We start from the raw sequence: 20,280 nt of genomic DNA, 5'->3' as shown, positions 1-20,280 counted from the left end.
TTGTTGCGCGGCGCCGGGACTGCAAACGCCTACGGACGGTGTTCCCTTGGTGACGAGCATTTCTGGGGCACGAGATCACGGAGGTGTGCACCATGGCCGACGCCGCGTCGCGGCTGACGACTCTCGCCGAGGAACTCCTCGGAGGACCGCTCCCGGTCCGTCTGCGAGCCTGGGACGGCAGTGAAGCCGGCCCCGCCGGCGGCCCCGTCCTGATCGTCCGCGACCGCCGGGCCCTGCGGAGGATGATCTGGAAGCCCGGCGAACTGGGCCTGGCCCGCGCCTGGGTGGCCGGCGAGATCGACGTCGAGGGCGACCTCTACGAGCTCCTGGACCGGCTCTCGGGCCTCCTGTGGGAGCGCGGCGAGGAGGCCAGGGGCCTGCTGGACTCCGTACGCGATCCCAAGCTCCGCGCCGCCGCCCGCTCCCTGCTGCGGCTCGCCGGGCCCCTGCCGCCGCCGCAGGCCCCGGCCGAGGAGATGCGCGGCCGCAGCGGCAGCCGGCACAGCAAGCGCCGGGACAAGCAGGCGATCAGTCACCACTACGACGTGGGCAACGACTTCTACGAGCTGGTCCTCGGCCCCTCGATGGTCTACTCGTGCGCGTACTGGACCGAGAACGGCACCCTTGAGGACGCCCAGCGCGACAAGCTGGACCTCATCGCCCGCAAGCTGAACCTCAAGGAGGGCGACCGGCTCCTCGACGTGGGCTGCGGCTGGGGTTCCATGGCCATCCACGCGGCCCGCGCGTACGGCGCCAAGGTCGTCGGCGTCACCCTCTCCCGCGAGCAGGCCGCCTACGCCCGCAAGAGGGTCGCCGACGAGGGCCTCACCGACCTGATCGAGATCCGGGTCCAGGACTACCGCGACGTCACCGACGGCCCGTACGACGCGATCTCCTCGATCGGCATGGCCGAGCACGTCGGCGCCGCGAAGTACCGGGAGTACGCCGACGACCTGTACGCCCTCCTCAAGCCCGGCGGGCGGCTCCTGAACCACCAGATCTCCCGGCGCCCCGAGCCCGACGAGGAGGCCTACGAGGTCGACGCCTTCATCGACGCGTACGTCTTCCCCGACGGCGAACTCGCCCCCATGGGACGCACCCTGACGACCCTTGAGGACGCCGGCTTCGAGGTCCGGGACGTGGAGGCGATCCGCGAGCACTACGCGCTCACCCTGCGCCGCTGGGTGGCCAACCTGGAGGGCGACTGGGACCGGGCGGTCCGGCTCACCTCGCCCGGCCGGGCCCGGATCTGGCGGCTCTACATGGCGGCCTCGGCGGTCTCCTTCGAGCGCAACCGGATCGGCGTGAACCAGTTCCTCGCGGTGAAGACCCCCGTCTCCGGGGCGAGCGGGACGGCGCTGCGGCCGCGCGTCTGGCAGGAGTGAACGGGGTGAGGGCCGGACCCCCGCGCGGGGGTCCGGCCCTCTTCTCCGTACGGGTCCGGCTACTCGGCCTTGATCGCGGAGAGCATGTTCAGCTTCGCCGCGCTCCGGGCCGGCCACAGGGAGGCGAGGACACCGACCACGCCGGCCAGGACCAGGAAGATCCCGATCCGGTCCCAGGGCAGGACCAGGGTGTATCCGGGCAGGCTGCTCTCGAAGGTCTTGCCGAGGGCCCAGGCGAGGAAGGTGCCGAGCCCGATGCCGACGATCGCGCCGAACACCGAGATGACCACGGCCTCCAGACGGACCATCCGCTTCACCCGGCGCCGGTCGAGACCGATCGCCCGGATCATGCCGATCTCCTGCTGTCGCTCGAAGACGGACATCGCGAGGGTGTTGACGACACCGAGGACGGCGATGAGCAGGGCCATGGCGAGCAGGCCGTACATGATGTTCAGCAGCAGGTTGATCTGCCCGCCGAAGGTGTCGCGGATGTCCTTCTGGTCGAGGACGGTGATGGCCGGGTTGTCACCCATGGCCTTGGCCAGCGCCCGCTCGTTCGCGTCGCTCGGGCCGCCGTCGGTGGAGACGAAGATCTGCGGGATGTACGGCTGCGGGTCGTGCGCGTCGAGGATCTTCGCGTCCACGAGGACGGGGGAGAGGAACTCGCTGTCCTCGTAGATCGCGCCGACGGTCAGCGTGCCCTTCTTCTTGTCCAGGTACTCGACCGGGACGCTGGAGCCGACCTTCAGGCCGCGGCTGGTGGCGGTCTTGTCGGCGACGGCGATCTTCCCCTCGCCGAGCGAGGCCAGCGAACCGTTCACGACCTCGACCTTGAGGACCTTCTCGATGGCGCCGGGGGTGACGCCGGAGGCGGAGACGTACGTGCCCTTGAGGTCGAAGGCGCCCGCCTGCTGCGGGGAGACCGCGGTGACGCCCGGGGCCTTCTCCAGGGCGGTCAGGGCCTCGTGCGACAGACCGCCGCCGCTGGCCATGGTGACCATGTAGTCGGCCTTGATCTGGTCGACGGTCATCTTGTCCAGGGCCTGGCCGGCGCTGACGCCGATGACGGACAGGCCGGTGACCAGGGTGAGGCCGATGGCGAGCGCGGAGGCGGTGGCGCCGGTGCGGCGCGGGTTGCGGACCGCGTTGAGGCCGGCGAGCTTGCCGGAGATCCCGAAGACCGCCTCGAAGAGGGGACGGATCAGGGCGATCACGGGCCGGACCAGGAACGGGATGAGGACGATGACGCCGATGAGGGTGGCGAAGGCACCGCCCGCGATGGTCATGCGGCCGTCGTCGCCGCCGGCGTTCGCGCCGAGCACGATGAGGACGGCACCGATCGCGGTGATCGCGGCACCGATCGAGTTGCGCACCACGAGGGACTTGGCGCTCGGGGTGGCGTGCACGCTGTTCATCGCGGCGACCGGCGGGATCTTCGCGGCCCGGCGGCCGGGCAGCCAGGCGGCCAGCGTGGTGATGACGACACCGACGCCGAAGGCGGCCACGGCCGGGGTGGCGCCGAGGACCAGGGCGCCGTCCGGGACCTTCATGTCGAAGGCGGCCATGCCGGAGCGCAGGGCAACGGCGAGCCCGATGCCGAGGACGTATCCGACGGCGGAGGCGAGGATGCCGACGATGCCGGCCTCGGCCAGGACGGAGCGGGTGATCTGCCGGCGCGAGGCACCGACCGCGCGCATCAGGGCCAGCTCCTTGGTGCGCTGGGCGACCAGCATCGTGAAGGTGTTGGCGATCAGGAAGATGCCGACGAAGAGCGCGATGCCGGCGAAGCCCAGGAGGACCTGGTTGAGGGCGCCGAGGCCGGCCTCGATGTCCGTGGCCTGCTGGTCGGCGAGGGCCTGGCCGGTCTGGGCGGTGGCGGCCTTCGGGACCACCTTCAGGACCTCGTCGCGGAGCTTCTCGGCGTCGGCGCCGGGGGCCGCCGTGACGTTCAGGTCGGAGTAGTAGCCGGGCTTCAGGTAGAGCTTCTGGGCGACCGGGGCGTCGAAGACCACGAGGCTGCCGCCCGCGTTGACGGCGCCGTCCTCGGTGGTGAAGACGCCGGAGAGGGTGAACTCCTTCACCGGGCCGTTGGTGGCGACCCGCACCCGGTCGCCGACCTTGTAGCCGCCCTTGTCGGCGGTGTCCTTGTCGAGGGCGACCTGGTCGGCCGCGGCCGGGCCGTTGCCGGTGGTGAAGGTGAGGGCCGGGTCCTTGCCGTCCTTGCCGGGGGCGAAGTTGGTGCCCTTGTTGGACCAGCCGACGCCGATCAGCTTGCCGTTCTTGTCCGGCACGCCGGCGAATCCGTCGACGCGCGGGGCGACGGCGGTGACGCCGTCGAGCTTCGCGACCTCGTCGACGGTCCGCTGGGAGAGGCCGGGGTCCTTGACGGCCTCCTCCGGGTCGGGCCGCAGGCTGACCGCGACGGCGACGTCGTCGTAGCTCTTGGCCGACTGGCTGCGGAAGGCGTTCGAGAGGGTGTCGGTGAAGACGAGGGTGCCGGAGACGAAGGCCACGCCGAGCATCACGGCGAGGACGGTCATCAGCAGTCTCGCCTTGTGCGCGAGTACGTTGCGCAGGGCGGTACGGAACATGGGTGGGTCCTGGAGTTCGAGGAGGCGGCGGGCGGTGGCGGCTTGGTGCCGCGTCAGCTCGTACGGCCCTTGGCGTCGAAGGCCTTCATGCGGTCGAGGACGCCGTCCGCCGTCGGGCGGAGCATCTCGTCGACGATCCGGCCGTCCGCGAGGAAGATGACGCGGTCCGCGTAGGAGGCGGCGACGGCGTCGTGGGTGACCATGACGACGGTCTGGCCCAGTTCACGTACCGAGTTGCGGAGGAAGCCGAGGACCTCGGCGCCGGAGCGGGAGTCCAGGTTTCCGGTGGGCTCGTCGCCGAAGATGATCTCGGGGCGGGAGGCGAGGGCGCGGGCCACGGCCACGCGCTGCTGCTGGCCGCCGGAGAGCTCGGACGGGCGGTGGGTGAGCCGGCCGGAGAGGCCGAGCATGTCGATGACCTGCTGGACCCACTGCTTGTCGGCCTTGCGGCCGGCGATGTCCATGGGCAGCGTGATGTTCTCCAGGGCCGTCAGCGTCGGCAGCAGGTTGAAGGCCTGGAAGATGAAGCCGATCTTGTCCCGGCGCAGCTGGGTGAGCTGCTTGTCCTTCAGGGTCGACAGCTCCGTCTCGCCGATGCGGACCGAGCCGGAGGAGAAGGAGTCCAGACCGGCGACGCAGTGCATGAGCGTCGACTTGCCGGAGCCGGAGGGGCCCATGATCGCGGTGAACTCGCCCTGTCGGAAGTCCACGCTGACCCGGTCGAGCGCGACCACCTGGGTCTCGCCGTGTCCGTAGACCTTGGTGAGATCCGTGGCGCGGGCGGCCACCGCGGTGGCGCGGGACACGGTGGGGGTGGTGGTCACGGGGGGACTCCTGTCACTGCGACGGCGATTCGGGAACCCCTCCATCGTGTCGAGCGTTCCGCTTCCGGTCGTCCGCCCACGTGCCCGTTCCGGGGGCAGTCTCGAGTCTGACCGGAGGTCCGGTCCCTCCTCCTTTGGGATGACGGGACCCCTGACTCCGGACGACGGGGAACCCGTCGGCCGGAGGTGACAGACCTGCGACGACTTTTCGTCATTCCAGGGGGTGCCGCTTTGCGCCTGCGACCCCTGTCACAGTTTGGCGAAAGGCCCCTCACCTGCACTGACGCACCCTCAGACGTCAATAAAATAAGACAACATCGGGCCGATGTTCCGCTGATCGGGGGAAACCGTCCCGATAGGCTCATGTGCCAACGCGGAGCTTCGCGGCGACGCCCGGATGGTGGAATGCAGACACGGCGAGCTTAAACCTCGCTGGCCTTCGGGCCGTACCGGTTCGAGTCCGGTTCCGGGCACCACACGGTCTCGCTACCCAGGCAGACGCTCAAGCAGTCGGGAGCCGTACTCCTTGGAGAGCAGGGGACCGGCCCCGCCCGCCGTGCCCGTCATCGTCTCGTCGGCGGCCTCCTCGTCGAGCCCGTCGTCCACGCCGCTGTCGGTCAGGCGCAGGAACAGCGGGATCTGCGGCCTGCCGCCCATGCGGCTCAGCTCGGCCTCGTCCTCCAGCTCCGGGGCGGCGGCGTTGTGGGAGAAGAAGACACCCGTCCGGTGGTCGATCCGCTGGTACTCCATGCCGGCGAGGGCGTAGCGGGCGGCGAGGGCGCCCCGCCCGGTGCCGCCGACGGTCAGCCGGGTGTCGCCGTACTGCTCCGCGATCGTGCGCGTGACGGTGTTCTGCACGATCCCGCCGTCGCCCGTCATCGAGCCGTCCTCGGGCAGGCCGAGCAGGATCAGGTCGTGGCCGCGCGCCGTGAGTTCCTTGAGGAGCGCGTACGAGTCGTGGTCCGCGCCCGCGGCGAGCTCGGCGAGTCCGGTGCCGGCGTCGCCGACCAGGATCACGGGCCTGGTGAGGCGCCCGTCCGCGGTGAAGACCCACGCGGTGGCGTGGCGCAGGGTCCAGGTCTCGTTCGGTTCGGCGGCCATGGGGCTCTCCTGTGGAGGGGGTGGTTCCGTACGGGACGAGCCTGGCCGGGCGGGGTGGCCCGCCGCCGACGAAGATCGAAAACTTACGGGAAAAGATCCTCCCCGAGCACTAGGGCGTTCCTTTTGCCTACCCATTACTCTTGACGCAAGACCGCGCCGTGCGGTCTTGCCATGGAGGAGTGAGATGAGGAGCAGCAACCCGGTCTTCTCGCGACGGGGGTTCAGCCGCGACGCCGGCTACGCGGGCTTCAACGCGCAGCAGCCGCAGGCCGGGGGCCCCGCCGTCGGAACCGACCCGTACGCCACGGGCAACCCGTACGCCCAGGGCGCGACGAACCCGTACGCGACCAACCCGTACGCCCCGCAGGACGTCCAGCTCGGCGCCCCGCAGCAGGCCCGCGGCAACGTGATGACGATCGACGACGTCGTGAGCCGTACGGCCATGACGCTCGGCACGGTCGTGCTCACCGCCGTCCTGTCCTGGCTGCTGCTGCCGGTCGACCCGGCGAACCTCGGCAAGTCCTACGGCATCGCCATCGGCGCCGCTCTGGTCGCCCTGGTCCTGTCGCTGGTGCAGTCCTTCAAGCGCAAGCCGTCTCCCGCGCTGATCCTGGGCTACGCGGCCTTCGAGGGCGTCTTCCTGGGCGTCATCTCGGCCGCCGTCTCGACGTACATCGCCGACGGCGTGGTCATCCAGGCGGTCCTGGGCACGATGGCGGTCTTCGCCGGTGTGCTCATCGCCTACAAGATGGGCTGGATCCGCGTCACCCGCCGCTTCTACGGCTTCGTGATCGCCGCCGCGATCGGCTTCACGCTGCTCATGGTGGCCAACCTGCTGTTCGCCGTCTTCGCCGGCGGTGACGGCCTCGGCTTCCGCAGCGGTGGCCTCGGCATCGTCTTCGGCATCGTCGGCATCATCCTCGGTGCCTGCTTCCTCGCCCTCGACTTCAAGCAGGTCGAGGACGGCGTGACCTACGGCGCGCCGCGCGAGGAGGCATGGCTGGCCGCCTTCGGTCTCACCATGACCCTGGTGTGGATCTACCTGGAGATGCTGCGTCTGCTGTCGATCCTGCAGGGCGACGACTGACGCACCCCCTGACTCGGGGGGAAGGGCCCGTCCGGCTTCGTGCCGGGCGGGCCCTTCCGCGTGTCTAGGGCGTCGCGTCCAGGAGGACCCGCGCCGCGGCCTTCGCCTGCGCGGCCGGTTCGGGGGAGCCGGTGATGCCCGCGACGGCCATGGCGCCGTTGGCGAGCAGGGCCAGCTGGTCGGCGAGGACGGGCGGGGCGCCGAGGGCGTCCGTCTGCTCCGCGAAGTAGGCCCGCAGGGCCTCCTTGTGGTCGCGGGCGATCGTGGTGACCGCCGGGGTGACCCCGCCGAGCTCCCCGAAGGTGTTGATGAACGCGCAGCCGCGGAACCCGGGCTCCGCGAACCAGCCGGCCAGCCAGTCGAAGACCGCGAGGGCGCGCTCGTACGGCCCGTCGGCGGCCCGCGCGCCGTGCGAGGTCAGGGCGGCCCGCACGGCCTCGTCGCGGCGCCGCAGAACGGCCTCGACCAGGAGCTCCTTGGACGGGAAGACCTGGTAGAGCCGCTTCAGGGAGACCCCCGACGCGGTGCGGATGGCGTCCATGCCGACGGCCTGCACCCCCCGCTCGTCGAAGAGCCGTTCCGCGGTGTCGAGCAGCTTCAGCTCGGCGGTTTCCGCGTCCATCGTCCGATCACCCCTTGCGTGGAGAACCATCGTTCTCGTAGTCTACAGGGCATCGGGAGAACGACCGTTCTCTCGATCGGAAACCGGAAACGGGGAGTCAGCCATGTCCGCGTACCGCCTGCGTGCCCGCACCGTCACCGTCGACGGGCTCGACGTCTTCTACCGGGAGGCCGGCGACCCGGCGAACCCCACCCTCGTGCTGCTGCACGGCTTCCCGTCCAGCTCGCACATGTACCGGGGGCTCATCGCCGAGCTCGCCGACGCGTACCACCTGATCGCCCCGGACCACATCGGCTTCGGCGCCTCCGCCGCACCGGCCGTCGAGGACTTCGAGTACAGCTTCGAGAAGCTCACCGAGATCACCCTCGGCCTCCTCGACCAGCTGGGCGTGGAGAGGTTCGCGCTGTACATCCAGGACTACGGAGCACCGATCGGCCTGCGGATCGCCTCCCGCAGTCCCGAGCGCGTCACCGCGATCGTCAGTCAGAGCGGCAACGCCTACCTGGAGGGATTCACGCCCTTCTGGGACGTGCTCTTCGCCCACGCGAAGGACCGGGCGGCGAACGAGGCCGGCGTACGGGAACTGCTGACCGCCGAGGCCACCCGCTGGCAGTACACCCACGGGGTCCCCGCCGACCGGCTCGACCGGATCGGCCCCGAGACCTGGACCCTGGACCAGGCCGGCCTCGACCGGCCCGGCAACAAGGAGATCCAGCTCCAGCTCTTCTGGGACTACCAGTTCAACCTGGACGGCTACCCGGCCTTCCAGGAGTACTTCCGCACCCACCGGCCGCCGCTGCTCGCGGCCTGGGGGCGCGGCGACGAGATCTTCGGACCGGCCGGTGCGGAGGCCTTCGCCCGTGACCTTCCCGACGCCGAGATCCACCTCCTGGACGCCGGGCACTTCGCCCTGGAGACGCACGGCGAGGAGATCGCCGCACTCGTCCGCGACTTCCTCGGCCGGCACCTGAAGTGACGCGCGGCGGGTTCCGGATCAGAGCAGTCTGCGGGCCGCCCGCCGCAGGTCGTACTCGTGGATGATCGCCTTCGCATGGCCGTACGCCAGCTCGTGCGCCCCGCGGAGCCAGCTGACCCGCTCCTCGAAGCGGAGGAGGGAGGGGCCCTCCTCGACGGTGCGCATCCAGTCGGCGATCTCACGACCGGTGCGGCGCGGGATCCGGGCCAAGAGGTTGCGGTGGGTCTCTTCGGAGAAAGTGTGGGACATCGGCGCCTCCGGACGCTTCGTACCGTGTGCTTCTCGTACTCCTTCCCGTCACCGTGCCGAAGCCTGCGGCCGTTGGCAAGGGGCCCGGGAGGGCGCGTAGGGTCGCGGGGTGCACGATACGAGTGAACTGACCGCCGCCGTCGAGCGGTTCGCCGACCGGCTGCGGGCGGCCCCGCAGAGCCGTCTCAAGCAGACCGCGGCGGCCGAAGGCCTCGCCCTGGCCAGGGAGTTGGCGGTGCGCGCCCAGCGTGCCGAGGACCCGGACCGGGAGCCGGTGATCATGCCGGACGCGGGGCTCTTCGTGGTGGGCGACCAACTCGCCGTCGCCGGGAACGATCTGGCCGAAATCCTGCGAACGGCCCCGGCCGGCTCCCGCGAGGCGGAGCTGGACGAGGCCGTGAGGCTGGTGGGGGAGGCGGCGGAGCGCTCGGGGCTGTAGGAAGCCCCTGGCGGCCTTACAGGGAGGCGATGACGCGGTCGGCGAGGATGTAGACGTTCTCCTCGTCCGAGTCGCCGTACGAGAAGGTCAGGGCGAAGGCGCCCGAGACGCCCGAGCCGCCGAGCAGGACCGGGGTGCGGCCGGCGCGGAGGGCCTCCGCCAGGCGCTCCGCGGTCTCGCGGTGGCCCGGGGTCATACAGAGGGTGGTGCCGTCCGCGAAGACGTACACGTCGAGGGTGCCGAGCGGGCCCGGGCGCACGTCGGTGAGCGCGGTACCGGTGTCCGCGAGCTCCTCCAGGCGGGCCACCGTCCGCTCGTGGTCCGTCACGACGGGCGTCTGCACCGGCACGAAGTCCGGGTGCGAGGGGTGCCGGCGGCGGGCCGCGGCCAGCTCCACGGAGTCCTCGGGGTACTCGGGGTACTCGTCGAAGGAGTCGAAGGCCTCCAGCGGGTCGGGGCCGTCGAGCGCGGTGGCCTCCGCCTCCATGGCCTCCAGGGCCATCGCCTCCAGGCCCACGAAGTCGGCCTGGCGCGGCACGAAGAGCGTGCCGTCGTCGACCGGGCCGCCCAGACCGCCGAGCAGGGACGGGGCGTCGGCCGCGTCACGGGCCTCCTGCGCGGCCCAGAAGGCGCGCGCCTCCGCGAGCTCGCGCTCGCGCTCCTCGGCCAGCGCCTCGGCGACCGCGGCCCGTATCTCGGCGGCGGGCGTGGCGCGGGCCGCGGGGACCGTGGCACCGTGACCGGCGGCCAGCTCGCCCCGGAGGGCGGTGACCTCCTTGCGGAGACCGTGGACGGCGTGCAGGGCAGCAGCGCCCACGGCCGTGGCGGCGGCCGTGGTCAGCAGCAGGGCAAGAGACATGGCGCTCACTGACGTACTCCCGATTCCGAGTCGATCCCCCGACTTCCTACATCAGCTTGTCCTGGGGTGGTGCCCGCTGTCAGTGCATTACGTCACGAATTGGACAGGTATTTCTGCCAGGTGTTTAGTCCCAAAACGGCCCTGACCTGGGAAAACGAACTCCCCCGGGATGTAGGTCACATCCTGGGGGAGATTCGGTCACGGCTCGGACGCGGAGCGGTTGACGCGCTCGGTCCGTGGAGAGCGGGGCGGTGACTAGCTGAGACGCTCGATGACCATCGCCATGCCCTGGCCGCCGCCGACGCACATGGTCTCCAGGCCGAACTGCTTGTCGTGGAACTGGAGGCTGTTGATCAGCGTGCCGGTGATGCGGGCGCCGGTCATGCCGAAGGGGTGGCCGACGGCGATGGCGCCGCCGTTGACGTTCACCTTGTCCAGGTCCAGGCCCAGGTCCTGGTAGGACGGGATGACCTGGGCGGCGAAGGCCTCGTTGATCTCGGCGAGGTCGATGTCGCCGATGGTCAGGCCGGCGCGCTTGAGGGCCTGCTTCGAGGCCTCGACCGGGCCGAGACCCATGATCTCGGGGGAGAGGCCGGAGACGCCGGTGGAGACGATCCGGGCCAGCGGGGTCAGACCGAGCTCGCGGGCCTTGGTGTCGGACATGATCACGAGCGCGGCGGCGCCGTCGTTCAGCGGGCAGCAGTTGCCGGCGGTGACCAGGCCGTCGGGGCGGAAGACCGGCTTGAGGCCCTGCACGCCCTCCAGGGTGACGCCGGCGCGCGGGCCGTCGTCCGCGGACACGACCGTGCCGTCGGGCAGCGTGACCGGGGTGATCTCGCGCTCCCAGAAGCCGTTCTTGATGGCCTGCTCGGCGAGGTTCTGCGACCGTACGCCGAACTCGTCCATCTCCTGGCGGCTGATGCCCTTCCAGCGGGCCAGGTTCTCGGCGGTCTGGCCCATCGCGATGTACGCGTCCGGGACGATGCCGTCCTCGCGCGGGTCGTGCCAGGTGGAGCCCTCGGAGGCGGCGACCTCGGCGGTGCGGGCCTCCGCCTCGGCGAAGAAGGGGTTGTGCGTGTCGGGCAGCGAGTCCGAGTTGCCCTTCACGAAGCGGGACACCATCTCGACGCCCGCCGAGATGAAGACGTCGCCCTCGCCCGCCTTGATCGCGTGCAGCGCCATGCGGGAGGTCTGCAGCGAGGAGGAGCAGTAACGGGTGATCGTGCAGCCCGGCAGGTGGTCCATGCCCATCTGCACGGCGACGATCCGGCCCAGGTTGTTGCCCTGCTCGCCGCCGGGGAGGCCGCAGCCGAGCATCAGGTCGTCGATGTCGCGCGGGTCCAGCTCCGGCACCTTGGCCAGGGCGGCCTGGATGATGGTCGCGGTGAGGTCGTCCGGCCGCAGGTCCTTGAGGGAGCCCTTGAAGGCCCGGCCGATGGGCGAGCGGGCGGTCGAGACGATCACGGCTTCGGGCATGACGGCTCCCTGAGGGTGCGGAGTGGGCGGACTGAAAGGGAAGTTACCCGTACGTACCGCACGGGTCACCGCCCGAAGGGTGTGACGCGGACCTCTTTTCTAAGCGAGCGCTCAGGAGGCTGCGGATATTCCGCGCGGCGACGCCGAGGGCGCGCCGTTGTGGGCAATCGTTCCGCTGGGGCGATGGGGGTCCCCCCTGCTCGAGCGAAGCCGAGAGCTTGGGGGAGGGTGGGCACAACGGACGGCGCCCTTGCCGGCGCCAGAGGCTTCCGTGCCCGGACCCGCACCCTCGGTGGCGGCGCGGTCGTGGTGCGGGTTCGGGCGCGGAAGCCTGGGCCCGGCTGGGGGCGCCGTCCCGTGTGCCCACCCGTCCCGCCCCAGCGGGACGATTGCCCACACGGGCGCGGCGCGGGCCCACGACGGCGACGTCACGCCTGGGCGTCCTCCGGGGTGGGGGATTCCGTCGGGACCGGGAGGCGGCGACGGCGCCGGTGCTTCAGCAGCGCCCACGGCGCCCGCGCCCCCGTGACCTCCGTCCCCGCCTCCTTCGCCGCCTCCGCCGCCGCCTTCGCCACCGGCAGCATGTCCTCCCGCCGCGCCGGCTCCAGCCGGTCCGTTTCCGGCCAGACGCCCAGTGCCGCGCACAGCGTCGGCAGGACCGCCATCGCCGCCGTCGCGTACCCCTCCGCCGAGGGGTGGAAGCTGTCGATCCCGAACATCTCGCGCGGGTTCGCCGCGAACTCGGGCCCGAGGAGGTCGCCCAGGGACACCGTCCGGCCCCCCTGCTCCACCACCACGATCGTCTGCGCCGCCGCCAGCTGCCGCGAGGCCCGCCGGGCCAGCCAGCGCAGCGGCTGGTAGACCGGCTCGATCGTGCCGAGATCCGGGCAGGTGCCGACCACCACCTCCGCGCCGACCGTCCGCAGCCGCCGTACGGCCGAGGCGAGGAGCCGTACCGACTCGGTCGCCGGCAGCCGGTGCGTCACGTCGTTCGCGCCGATCATGATCACGCAGACGTCCGGCGGCCCGAGCGGCTGCGCGAGGAGCAGCGAGACCTGCCGCTCCAGATCGTCCGAGCGCGCCCCCGAGAGCGCCACGTTCCGCAGGACCACCGGCCGCTCCGCCACCGCCGCGAGCCCGGAGGCGAGCAGCGCGCCCGGCGTCTGCCCCGAGCGGCGCACCCCCTGGCCCGCCGCCGTGGAATCACCCAGAAGGGCCAGCCGCAGCGGGTCCTCCGTGCCGAACGCGCGGCCGTAGAGGCCGTCCGCCACCGGCGGCAGCGGCGCCGGTGCGCCGTAGACCGTGCGCTTGGCCAGCTGTGCCTCGGCCAGGAGGACCCCCACCGCCGCCACCCCGATCAGCCCGATGCTCCCGCCGCCGTACGCCGCACCCGCCGCGATCCGCCGCGCCACCCTCGCCCTCGACATGGGGGCCGTCACCTCCTTCAAGCCGTTCAGGGTCTAACTGCCCCGTAACCCGCTCCGACTACGCATACGCTGGCCACACCATTACGGAGACCCCGGAGATTACGGTGCAATTCCACGACTCGATGATCAGCCTCGTCGGCAACACCCCGCTGGTGAAGCTCAACAACGTCACAGCGGGCATTCAGGCGACCGTTCTGGCCAAGGTCGAGTACTTCAACCCCGGAGGCTCGGTCAAGGACCGGATCGCCGTGCGCATGATCGAGGCGGCCGAGCAGAGCGGTGAGCTCAAGCCCGGCGGAACCATCGTCGAGCCCACGTCCGGCAACACCGGCGTCGGCCTGGCGATCGTGGCCCAGCAGAAGGGCTACAAGTGCATCTTCGTCTGCCCGGACAAGGTGTCGCTCGACAAGATCAACGTGCTGCGGGCGTACGGCGCCGAGGTCGTGGTCTGCCCCACGGCCGTCGACCCCGAGCACCCCGACTCGTACTACAACGTCTCGGACCGCCTCGTCCGTGAGACGCCGGGCGCCTGGAAGCCCGACCAGTACTCGAACCCGAACAACCCGCGTTCGCACTACGAGACCACCGGTCCCGAGCTCTGGGAGCAGACGGACGGGAAGATCACCCACTTCGTCGCGGGCGTCGGCACCGGCGGCACCATCTCCGGCACCGGCAACTACCTCAAGGAGGCCAGTGGCGGGAAGGTGAAGGTCATCGGCGCGGACCCGGAGGGCTCGGTCTACTCGGGCGGCTCCGGCCGTCCGTACCTGGTCGAGGGCGTCGGCGAGGACTTCTGGCCGACCGCGTACGACCGGAACGTCACGGACCGGATCGTCGCCGTGTCCGACAAGGACTCGTTCCAGATGACCCGCCGCCTCGCCAAGGAGGAGGGCCTCCTCGTCGGCGGCTCCTGCGGCATGGCCGTCGTCGCGGCCCTGGAGGTCGCCAAGGAGCTCGGCCCCGACGACGTCGTCGTCGTGCTGCTCCCGGACTCGGGCCGCGGCTACATGTCGAAGATCTTCAGCGACGAGTGGATGGCCGGCCACGGCTTCCTGGAGGACACCTCCACCGCGACCGTCGCCGACGTCCTGCGTCACAAGGAGGGCGTCCTGCCCTCGCTCGTCCACATGCACCCGGACGAGACCGTCGGCCAGGCCATCGAGGTGCTGCGCGAGTACGGCGTCTCCCAGATGCCCATCGTGAAGCCCGGCGCCGGCCACCCCGACGTCATGGCGGCCGAGGTCGTCGGCTCGGTCGTGGAGCGCGAGCTCCTGGACCACCTGTTCACCCAGAAGGCCTCCCTGGAGGACCCGCTGGAGCAGCACATGAGCGCGCCGCTGCCGCAGGTCGGCTCGGGCGAGCCGGTCGCCGCCCTGATGGCCGTCCTCGGCGAGTCCGCCGACGCGGCGATCGTGCTGGTCGAGGGCAAGCCGACCGGTGTGGTGAGCCGCCAGGACCTGCTGGCCTTCCTGGCCAACGGCGGCTCGAAGTAGGCGGTACGCAGCAGTTCGTACAACTGGTACGAGGGCGACACGTACCCGCAGCACCCGCTTAACAAGCGTCCGGCACATTGGTGGTCGTCGGCGTCACGGACTTCCGGAGCGGCTCCCGGGCCTCCACAGACGCCGCGGACGCGGTGACCGGCCCTGACCCGGTCCCGTGGTCCTCGCGGGGACCGCCGTCGTCCCGCCCCCCGTTCCGGGGGTGCGGCGGTCCCCGCGCCAACCACCTCGCACGACGCCGACGGGCCCTCGCTCACGCGGGGGCCCGTTCGCCTGCGCTCCCGGGTCCTCCGCGGGTAACCTCCGGAACCAGTGACATCCGAACGCAGAGGCGGAACCCCGTTCTGGGCCAAGGTCCTGGCCGCGGTTCTGCTCGTCCCCGCCGTGGCGATCGCCGCCTTCTTCGTCCTCGCCCAGGCCCGTGAGTCCGGTCGGCAGGACGAGGCCTTCGAGGCCACCCGGGCGGACGCGGAACGGTTCGCCGACGCCCTCGCCGCCGAGGGCGGCACGCCCTCCGAGCAGGACGTGCGGGCCGCCCTCGACCGGCTCGCCGACGGCGGCCCGCGCCTCGGGACGCTCATGGAGGTGCGCCCCACGGAGCACGGCACCCGGGTCCTGGTGTCCTTCTCCCGCGGGTACGAGCGGACCGTGGTCGTCTTCGGCCCGGCCGAGGCCATGGCCACCCGCTGCTTCACCGTCGAGCTCACGGCGAAGGACCGGCCCCGGGTCACGGCCCACGGCCCGGAGGAGTCCTGCACGGCCGTGGCCGCCCGCCCCTCGCCCTGAGGCCGAGCGCCTGCATATCCTTATACAAGGTCTTCTGTGGATGAATAAGTGAAGGGGGCGGCATGAGCGACAGCCCGGCCGGTCGGCTGCAGGCGCTCTTCGAGGGGCACCGGCTGACGCCGACGCAGCGGCGGATCGCGCACTGCATGGTCCGGCGCGCCGGCGACGTGCCGTTCCTGTCCAGCGTCGAGCTCGCCGAGCTCGCCGGCGTCAGCCAGCCCTCCGTCACCCGCTTCGCGGTCGCCCTCGGCTTCGACGGCTACCCGGCGCTCCGCAAGCACCTGCGGGACAGCATGCCCGCGGCCGCCGAGGAGACCTCCGGCCACAACGAGTACCAGCAGGCCGTGCTCGCCGAGATCGAGAACCTCCAGCACCTCGCCCGGCTCCTCGCCGATCCCGCACCCGTCGAGAAGGCCGGCCGGCTCCTCGCCGGTTCCCGGCCGTTGGCCGTGCTCGGACTGCGGGCCGCCTCCTCGCAGGCCCGCGGCTTCGCCTACTTCGCCGCCAAGGTGCACCCGGACGTCCGGCTCCTCGACGAGGGCGGCTCGATGCTCAAGGACCGCATCGACGCGGCCGTACGGGCCGGGGCCACGGCCCTGCTCTGCTTCGCGCTGCCCCGGCACCCCAAGGAGGTCGTCGAGGCCCTGGAGTACGCGCGGGCGGCCGGGCTCACGGTCGTGACCGTCGCCGAGTCGGCCTTCGCGCCCGTCGCCGCCCACAGCGACCTGCTCATCCCGGCCGCCGTGGGCACCGGACTCGCCTTCGACACGGCCTGCGCGCCGATGCTCCTCGGCCGGGTCCTCCTGGAGGCCATGGCCGACGAACTCCCCGACGCGCAGGCGCGTCTGGAGGAGTTCGACACGAAGGCGGCGGCCCGGGGCCTGTTCGTCGAGTAGCCGTCAGACCTCCAGCTCGGCCTCGATCTTCTTCAGCTGGTGGCGGGCCATCGCCAGGTTCGCGCGGTTCTTGTCGAGCGCCAGGTAGAGGAAGAGGCCGTTGGTGCCGCGCCCCTTCAGGAGCCGGATCAGGTGGTACTGGTTGCCGAGGGTGATCAGGATGTCCTCGATGTCGTCGTTGAGGCCCAGCATCTCCATCGTCCGGACCTTGGCCCGGACGACGTCGGTGTTGCCGGCCGCGGCCATGTTCAGGTCGAGGTCCTTGCCACCGCCGATCGTGCCGAGCGCCATGCCGCTCGTGTAGTCGACGAGGGCCGCGCCGATCGTGCCTTCGATCTGGGCCGCTTCCTTGAGGGAGGTCTCGGTGTTCGCCATGGTGTCGTTCTCTTCCTTCTCGGTGCTGATCGGACGGATTGCTGATCGGACGGATTCAGTTCAGGTCTCTGCGTTCCAGCGCGCCGTCGACGAGTTCCCCTATCCGGGCGCTCGCCCTGCGGGCCTCCAGATGGAGCCGCCCCACGTTGATCCGGGGTTCGGCGAGCAGCGTCAGGACGGCCGAGCCGCCCGCCGCGTACGTCGCCACATAGCCGTCCTCGCCGCGTACGAGCAGCTCACGGAAGCGGCCCTGACCGGTGGTGTCGGTCAGCCGCTGGCCGACGCCGAGCGCCGCCGCGGTCAGCGCGGCCACGCTCTCCGCCTCGCCGTCGACCGTGTCATGGGCGAGCACGAGTCCGTCGGCGCTGGCCGCCAGGGCCCCGGTGAGCTGGGGCAGCCGGGCCCGCAGCCGTCTGAGCTCGCCGAGGACCTCGGCTTCTGCCGTCATGAGCTGTCTCCTCTCGGCGCGCATGCGCAGGGCACGCCTCATCACAGGTGTGCCTCCAGGGCGTCACGGAGCCGGCGCAGCAGGGCGATGTCGGGATCGGCCACCGGCGGGGCCGCTGAAACCACCGGCGGGGGCGGTGCGGATGCGGGTTCCAGCGGTGTCTCGACGAGCCCGGCGGCGGCGAGGCGCCGCACGTCGAGCAGCGTGTGGAAGGCGGGCCGGCCGAGCAGCCGGGCCAGTTCGGCGGGGGTCCGCTCCCCGTCGGCGGCGGCGAGCAGCGCGCGCTGCCGGGCCCCCACGGTCTGGCCGGGGGAGGCGGGGCGCGGTACGACCGGGGCGGTGTCCACGGAGGCGTACGGCCAGACGGCGTCGAGGAGTTCGCGGCGGCGGACGGTCTCGCGCTCGACGGCCTCGGCGGAGACCGGCCGCACCGTGCCGAACCAGTGCCCCACCCCGTACCGGAAGCGGGTCGGTCCGCTGGTGGGGGAGAGGGCGAAGAAGGCCGCGTCGAAGACGGCGCCGAGGTGGCAGATCTCCAGCTCGCCGTCGTGCAGCCGGCCGCTGTCGACGAGGAAGCGGCCGACCGCGCGGTGGGCGCCGGCCCGGTCGACGGCCTCGTCCCAGCCCTCGCGGGGCAGCCGGCCGCCGGTGGTGAGGAGGACGTCGACGCCGGGGGCGGCGGGGGACTCGGCGTGCACGACCCGGCCGTCGACGAGGTAGAGCGTGCCGTGGTCGCGGAGCAGGGCGCCGGTGGCCTTCTCGGCGGCGAGCCGGACCAGCATCGGGGAGACGGCCGTCCTGGGTGTGGCGGCGGTGGCCGGGCTCATCCGAGGACCAGTCTCTCGGCGAGGTCGCGGAGCCGGAGCCGGGCGAGGGCGAGGTTGCCGGAGTCGCGGTCGAGCCAGAGGTGGAGGAAGACGCTGCTGTCGAAGGAGGTCTCGACGAAGCGGAGGACGTGGTAACCGGCGCGGGTGGTGACGATCAGGTCCTCGACGGGCGGTTCGTCCCCCGGTCCTCCGCCCGTCGTGGTGAAGGAGTCGAACTCGGCTGCGGAACGGGCTAGTTCGGCGGTCTCGGCGGCTGTCGTCTCATGGTCGCCGACCGGTGATTCGCCCGCGGTCCCGAGCGCGAGCCCGCTGGTCCAGTCGACCAGGGAGGCGCCCCGGGCCCCGGGCAGGGCCATGGCCTCCAGGAGGCACTCGTCGATTCCGGGCACGCGGATTCCCCTCCCGATGCGGCGTGCGAACGTGCGGCAGTGACGGTGACGCTACTGAACGTTCGTGCCCCGGGGAGGCGTTCTGGCATTTTCCATCGGAACATGCCGCTGTCTGACGCGAATTGATCCGAAGAGATCTTCGACGGGGCGGTCAGCCGCGCGATTCCACCGCGTGCGCGATGTCGGACAGGTCCTTCGCGAGCGCCTTCGCGACCGCCTTCGCGCCGAAGCGGGCGAGCAGCCGGGCGACGACCCCGGGGGCGCGGCCGCCGGCGGGCCGCGCGGAGAAGGCCATCCGCAGGGTGGTGGACCCGGCGCCGTCGGGGGTGAGGGTGAGCTCGGAGACGTAGTGCATGCCGTGCGAGTCGGCGACCGTGACGTACCGGTCGGGCGGCTCGCACTCGGTCACGGTCATCTCCTCGGTGGCCTCCTTGCCGAACATCCGCCGGGTCTCGCGCCAGCGCGTGCCCACGTCGAAGCCGCCCTCGGTGAGCACCTGCACCCGGTCGACGCCGGAGAGGACCCGGGGCATGTCCTTCAGGTCGGTGATGGCCTCCCAGACCCGTCCGGGGGAGGCGGCGACCCGGCGCTCGACGACGACGGAGGTGGTGTCCGTACCCGTTCCAGTCATGGCTCCATGGAAGCCGGGCCGCCGGGCCACCGCTACCGGACCAGCGCGTCCGCCCGCGCCCCGCCCGCCTCGGCGACGATCTCGTCGAGCGTCTGGGGTTCGCGGACGGTCGTGAAGGTCACCGCCCCGTCGTCGTCGACGGTGAAGCCGTGGATCCCGGGCCGGCGCAGGCTGTTGTACGCGTAGTGGTGGGCGAAGTAGTACGCGCCGGTGTCCGGGACCGCCACGACGTCCCCGGGGTGCAGCAGCGGCAGCGCCCGGCCCGTGGCGAGCAGGTCCCCGGCGAAGCAGGCGGGGCCGGCCACGTCCTGGACGGTGACGTCGCCGGTGCGGGGGCGGCCCTCGGAGTCGTACGCGAGGACGCGCAGTGGCCAGGACTCGGGGGCGTAGACCGTACGGGTGGCCAGCTGGACGCCGGCGTGGGTGACGGCGATCGGGCGGCCGCCGGAGGTCTTCGTGTACTCCACCCGGGCGAGGACCGTGCCGTGCTTGGCCAGCAGGGAGCGCCCGAACTCGGTGACGAGCCGGTAGCGGCCGTCGAAGAGCCCGGGGACGGTGTCGGCGAGCAGCCGGGCGTACTCCGCGTACGTCGGGGTCTCCTCGTCGGAGGTGAAGTTCACCGGCAGTCCGCCGCCGATGTCGAGGGTGTCGATCTGTTGCCGGCCGGCCGCCCGGTTGATCTCCTCGGCCAGCGCGTACGCCTCGCCGACCCCCTGGGCCATGAGGGCGAGCGGGATGCCCTGGGAGCCGGTGTGGGTGTGCAGCCGGGTCAGCCAGGGCCGCTCCAGGCAGGCGGCGACGACGGTCTTGCGGGCGCCTTCGTCGCGGAGTGTCACGCCGAATTTGGAGGTGGCGGTCGCGGTCGAGAGCGCGCCGATGGAACCGGCTCCGACCTGCGGGTTCACCCGGAGCCCGAGCGGTGAGGCGGTGGGGGCGGAGGCGACGAGCGCGTCGAGGCGGGCCAGCTCCTGGAGGTTGTCGGCGTTGACGGCGATCCCGAGCGCGAGGGCCTGGCGGAGCTCGGCCGGGGTCTTGGCGGGGGAGTCGAGGACGGTGTGCGCGGGCGGGATCCCGGCGGCGCGGGCGAGGGCCAGCTCGCCGGGGCTGGCGACCTCGACCCCGAGCCCGGCCTCGTGGAGCAGGCGCAGGACGGGGACGAGCGGGGTGGCCTTCACGGCGAAGGCGTGGAGCACGTGGGCGTCGGTGACGGCGGCGAACGCGCTGGTCAGGGCGGCGGCGGAGGCGCGGATGCCGGCGGTGTCGAGGAGGGCGACGACGGGCTCGGCGGGGGAGAGGAGTCCTTGATCGACGGTGGCTCGGACGGCGAGATCGCGACGGGAGGAGGCCATGCGGCCCAGTCTTGTCCATGCGCCGTCCGCGGCGTGGCCGG

The 20,280-nt window shown here is 71.8% G+C and carries 21 protein-coding genes and 1 tRNA gene; 8 read left to right on the top strand and 14 right to left on the bottom strand.

The annotated features are described in order from the left end of the window. Nucleotides 1-92 precede the first annotated feature (92 nt). Nucleotides 93-1,385 carry a class I SAM-dependent methyltransferase gene (locus AB5J54_RS16200; protein ID WP_369144616.1) on the top strand — a complete coding sequence of 431 codons (1,293 nt, stop codon included), beginning with the start codon at nt 93-95 and terminating at the stop codon, nt 1,383-1,385. Between the two features lie 59 nt (nt 1,386-1,444). Here the strand turns inward: AB5J54_RS16200 and AB5J54_RS16195 are convergent, their stop codons facing one another. Then, complete coding sequence (locus AB5J54_RS16195) at nt 1,445-3,976, bottom strand: ABC transporter permease (protein WP_369144615.1); 2,532 nt, start codon at nt 3,974-3,976, stop codon at nt 1,445-1,447. A 53-nt stretch (nt 3,977-4,029) separates the two neighbouring features. Continuing rightward, entirely contained in the window at nt 4,030-4,800 is a 771-nt protein-coding gene (locus AB5J54_RS16190; RefSeq protein WP_369144614.1) for an ABC transporter ATP-binding protein, read from the bottom strand. Between the two features lie 391 nt (nt 4,801-5,191). Between AB5J54_RS16190 and AB5J54_RS16185 the strand changes: the two genes are divergently transcribed. Continuing rightward, nucleotides 5,192-5,276: transfer RNA gene (locus AB5J54_RS16185), tRNA-Leu, on the top strand. Nucleotides 5,277-5,286: 10 nt separating this feature from the next. On the opposite strand, the gene AB5J54_RS16180 is transcribed toward AB5J54_RS16185, so the two are convergent. Beyond that, nucleotides 5,287-5,901: a hypothetical protein gene (locus AB5J54_RS16180; RefSeq protein WP_369144613.1), complete on the bottom strand. Its 615-nt coding sequence runs from the start codon at nt 5,899-5,901 to the stop codon at nt 5,287-5,289. 184 nt (nt 5,902-6,085) lie between these two features. Between AB5J54_RS16180 and AB5J54_RS16175 the strand changes: the two genes are divergently transcribed. Further along, on the top strand, nt 6,086-6,988 hold the full coding sequence (locus tag AB5J54_RS16175) for a Bax inhibitor-1/YccA family protein (protein WP_369144612.1): 903 nt from the start codon (nt 6,086-6,088) through the stop codon (nt 6,986-6,988). 64 nt (nt 6,989-7,052) lie between these two features. Here the strand turns inward: AB5J54_RS16175 and AB5J54_RS16170 are convergent, their stop codons facing one another. Further along, entirely contained in the window at nt 7,053-7,610 is a 558-nt protein-coding gene (locus AB5J54_RS16170) for a TetR/AcrR family transcriptional regulator (RefSeq protein WP_369144611.1), read from the bottom strand. Between the two features lie 103 nt (nt 7,611-7,713). Here AB5J54_RS16170 and AB5J54_RS16165 point away from each other — a divergent pair, with 103 nt between their 5' ends. Next, nucleotides 7,714-8,586, top strand: coding sequence for an alpha/beta fold hydrolase (locus tag AB5J54_RS16165; protein WP_369144610.1), 873 nt, complete (start codon nt 7,714-7,716; stop codon nt 8,584-8,586). 18 nt (nt 8,587-8,604) lie between these two features. Here the strand turns inward: AB5J54_RS16165 and AB5J54_RS16160 are convergent, their stop codons facing one another. Then, nucleotides 8,605-8,835, bottom strand: a complete 231-nt coding sequence (locus AB5J54_RS16160) for a DUF4287 domain-containing protein (protein WP_189805629.1) — start codon at nt 8,833-8,835, stop codon at nt 8,605-8,607. A gap of 109 nt (nt 8,836-8,944) precedes the next feature. Between AB5J54_RS16160 and AB5J54_RS16155 the strand changes: the two genes are divergently transcribed. After that, entirely contained in the window at nt 8,945-9,274 is a 330-nt protein-coding gene (locus tag AB5J54_RS16155; protein WP_369144609.1) for a hypothetical protein, read from the top strand. A gap of 16 nt (nt 9,275-9,290) precedes the next feature. Here AB5J54_RS16155 and AB5J54_RS16150 read toward each other — a convergent pair whose 3' ends face one another. From AB5J54_RS16150 to AB5J54_RS16140, 3 genes are all read right to left on the bottom strand, one after another. Further along, on the bottom strand, nt 9,291-10,142 hold the full coding sequence (locus tag AB5J54_RS16150; RefSeq protein WP_369144608.1) for a hypothetical protein: 852 nt from the start codon (nt 10,140-10,142) through the stop codon (nt 9,291-9,293). A gap of 246 nt (nt 10,143-10,388) precedes the next feature. Further along, nucleotides 10,389-11,609: an acetyl-CoA C-acetyltransferase gene (locus AB5J54_RS16145; RefSeq protein WP_369144607.1), complete on the bottom strand. Its 1,221-nt coding sequence runs from the start codon at nt 11,607-11,609 to the stop codon at nt 10,389-10,391. A gap of 428 nt (nt 11,610-12,037) precedes the next feature. Then, nucleotides 12,038-13,021 (bottom strand): SGNH/GDSL hydrolase family protein, encoded by a 984-nt coding sequence (locus AB5J54_RS16140; RefSeq protein ID WP_369149349.1) that lies wholly within the window; start codon nt 13,019-13,021, stop codon nt 12,038-12,040. A gap of 119 nt (nt 13,022-13,140) precedes the next feature. On the opposite strand from AB5J54_RS16140, the gene AB5J54_RS16135 reads away from it, so the two are divergent. The 3 genes from AB5J54_RS16135 (at nt 13,141) to AB5J54_RS16125 (ending at nt 16,220) form a co-directional block, all read left to right on the top strand. Further along, entirely contained in the window at nt 13,141-14,529 is a 1,389-nt protein-coding gene (locus tag AB5J54_RS16135; protein WP_369144606.1) for a cystathionine beta-synthase, read from the top strand. A 321-nt stretch (nt 14,530-14,850) separates the two neighbouring features. Beyond that, a complete protein-coding gene (locus AB5J54_RS16130; protein WP_369144605.1) occupies nt 14,851-15,324 on the top strand; it encodes a hypothetical protein in 474 nt (157 codons plus the stop codon). 62 nt (nt 15,325-15,386) lie between these two features. Continuing rightward, a complete protein-coding gene (locus AB5J54_RS16125) occupies nt 15,387-16,220 on the top strand; it encodes a MurR/RpiR family transcriptional regulator (protein ID WP_369144604.1) in 834 nt (277 codons plus the stop codon). A 3-nt stretch (nt 16,221-16,223) separates the two neighbouring features. Here the strand turns inward: AB5J54_RS16125 and AB5J54_RS16120 are convergent, their stop codons facing one another. The 6 genes from AB5J54_RS16120 to AB5J54_RS16095 all read right to left on the bottom strand — a co-directional run bounded on the left by AB5J54_RS16120 (nt 16,224) and on the right by AB5J54_RS16095 (nt 20,239). Continuing rightward, the gene (locus AB5J54_RS16120) at nt 16,224-16,595 is read right to left on the bottom strand and encodes a hypothetical protein (protein ID WP_369144603.1); all 372 of its coding nucleotides are present in this window, start codon (nt 16,593-16,595) and stop codon (nt 16,224-16,226) included. A 55-nt stretch (nt 16,596-16,650) separates the two neighbouring features. Beyond that, the gene (locus tag AB5J54_RS16115; RefSeq protein WP_369144602.1) at nt 16,651-17,043 is read right to left on the bottom strand and encodes a roadblock/LC7 domain-containing protein; all 393 of its coding nucleotides are present in this window, start codon (nt 17,041-17,043) and stop codon (nt 16,651-16,653) included. A gap of 41 nt (nt 17,044-17,084) precedes the next feature. After that, nucleotides 17,085-17,870, bottom strand: a complete 786-nt coding sequence (locus AB5J54_RS16110; protein WP_369144601.1) for a transcriptional regulator — start codon at nt 17,868-17,870, stop codon at nt 17,085-17,087. Beyond that, nucleotides 17,867-18,259 carry a hypothetical protein gene (locus AB5J54_RS16105; RefSeq protein ID WP_369144600.1) on the bottom strand — a complete coding sequence of 131 codons (393 nt, stop codon included), beginning with the start codon at nt 18,257-18,259 and terminating at the stop codon, nt 17,867-17,869. Before AB5J54_RS16105 ends, AB5J54_RS16110 begins: the two co-directional genes overlap by 4 nt. A 151-nt stretch (nt 18,260-18,410) precedes the next feature. Further along, nucleotides 18,411-18,890, bottom strand: coding sequence for an SRPBCC family protein (locus AB5J54_RS16100; protein ID WP_369144599.1), 480 nt, complete (start codon nt 18,888-18,890; stop codon nt 18,411-18,413). A 32-nt stretch (nt 18,891-18,922) separates the two neighbouring features. Next, complete coding sequence (locus AB5J54_RS16095; RefSeq protein ID WP_369144598.1) at nt 18,923-20,239, bottom strand: diaminopimelate decarboxylase; 1,317 nt, start codon at nt 20,237-20,239, stop codon at nt 18,923-18,925. Between the last annotated feature and the right edge of the window lie 41 nt (nt 20,240-20,280).

The organism is Streptomyces sp. R44, assembly GCF_041053105.1.
Taxonomy (GTDB): Bacteria; Actinomycetota; Actinomycetes; order Streptomycetales; family Streptomycetaceae; genus Streptomyces.
The sequence above is the reverse complement of the archived record's forward strand: the minus strand, read 5'-3'. Positions and strand labels throughout refer to the sequence as shown.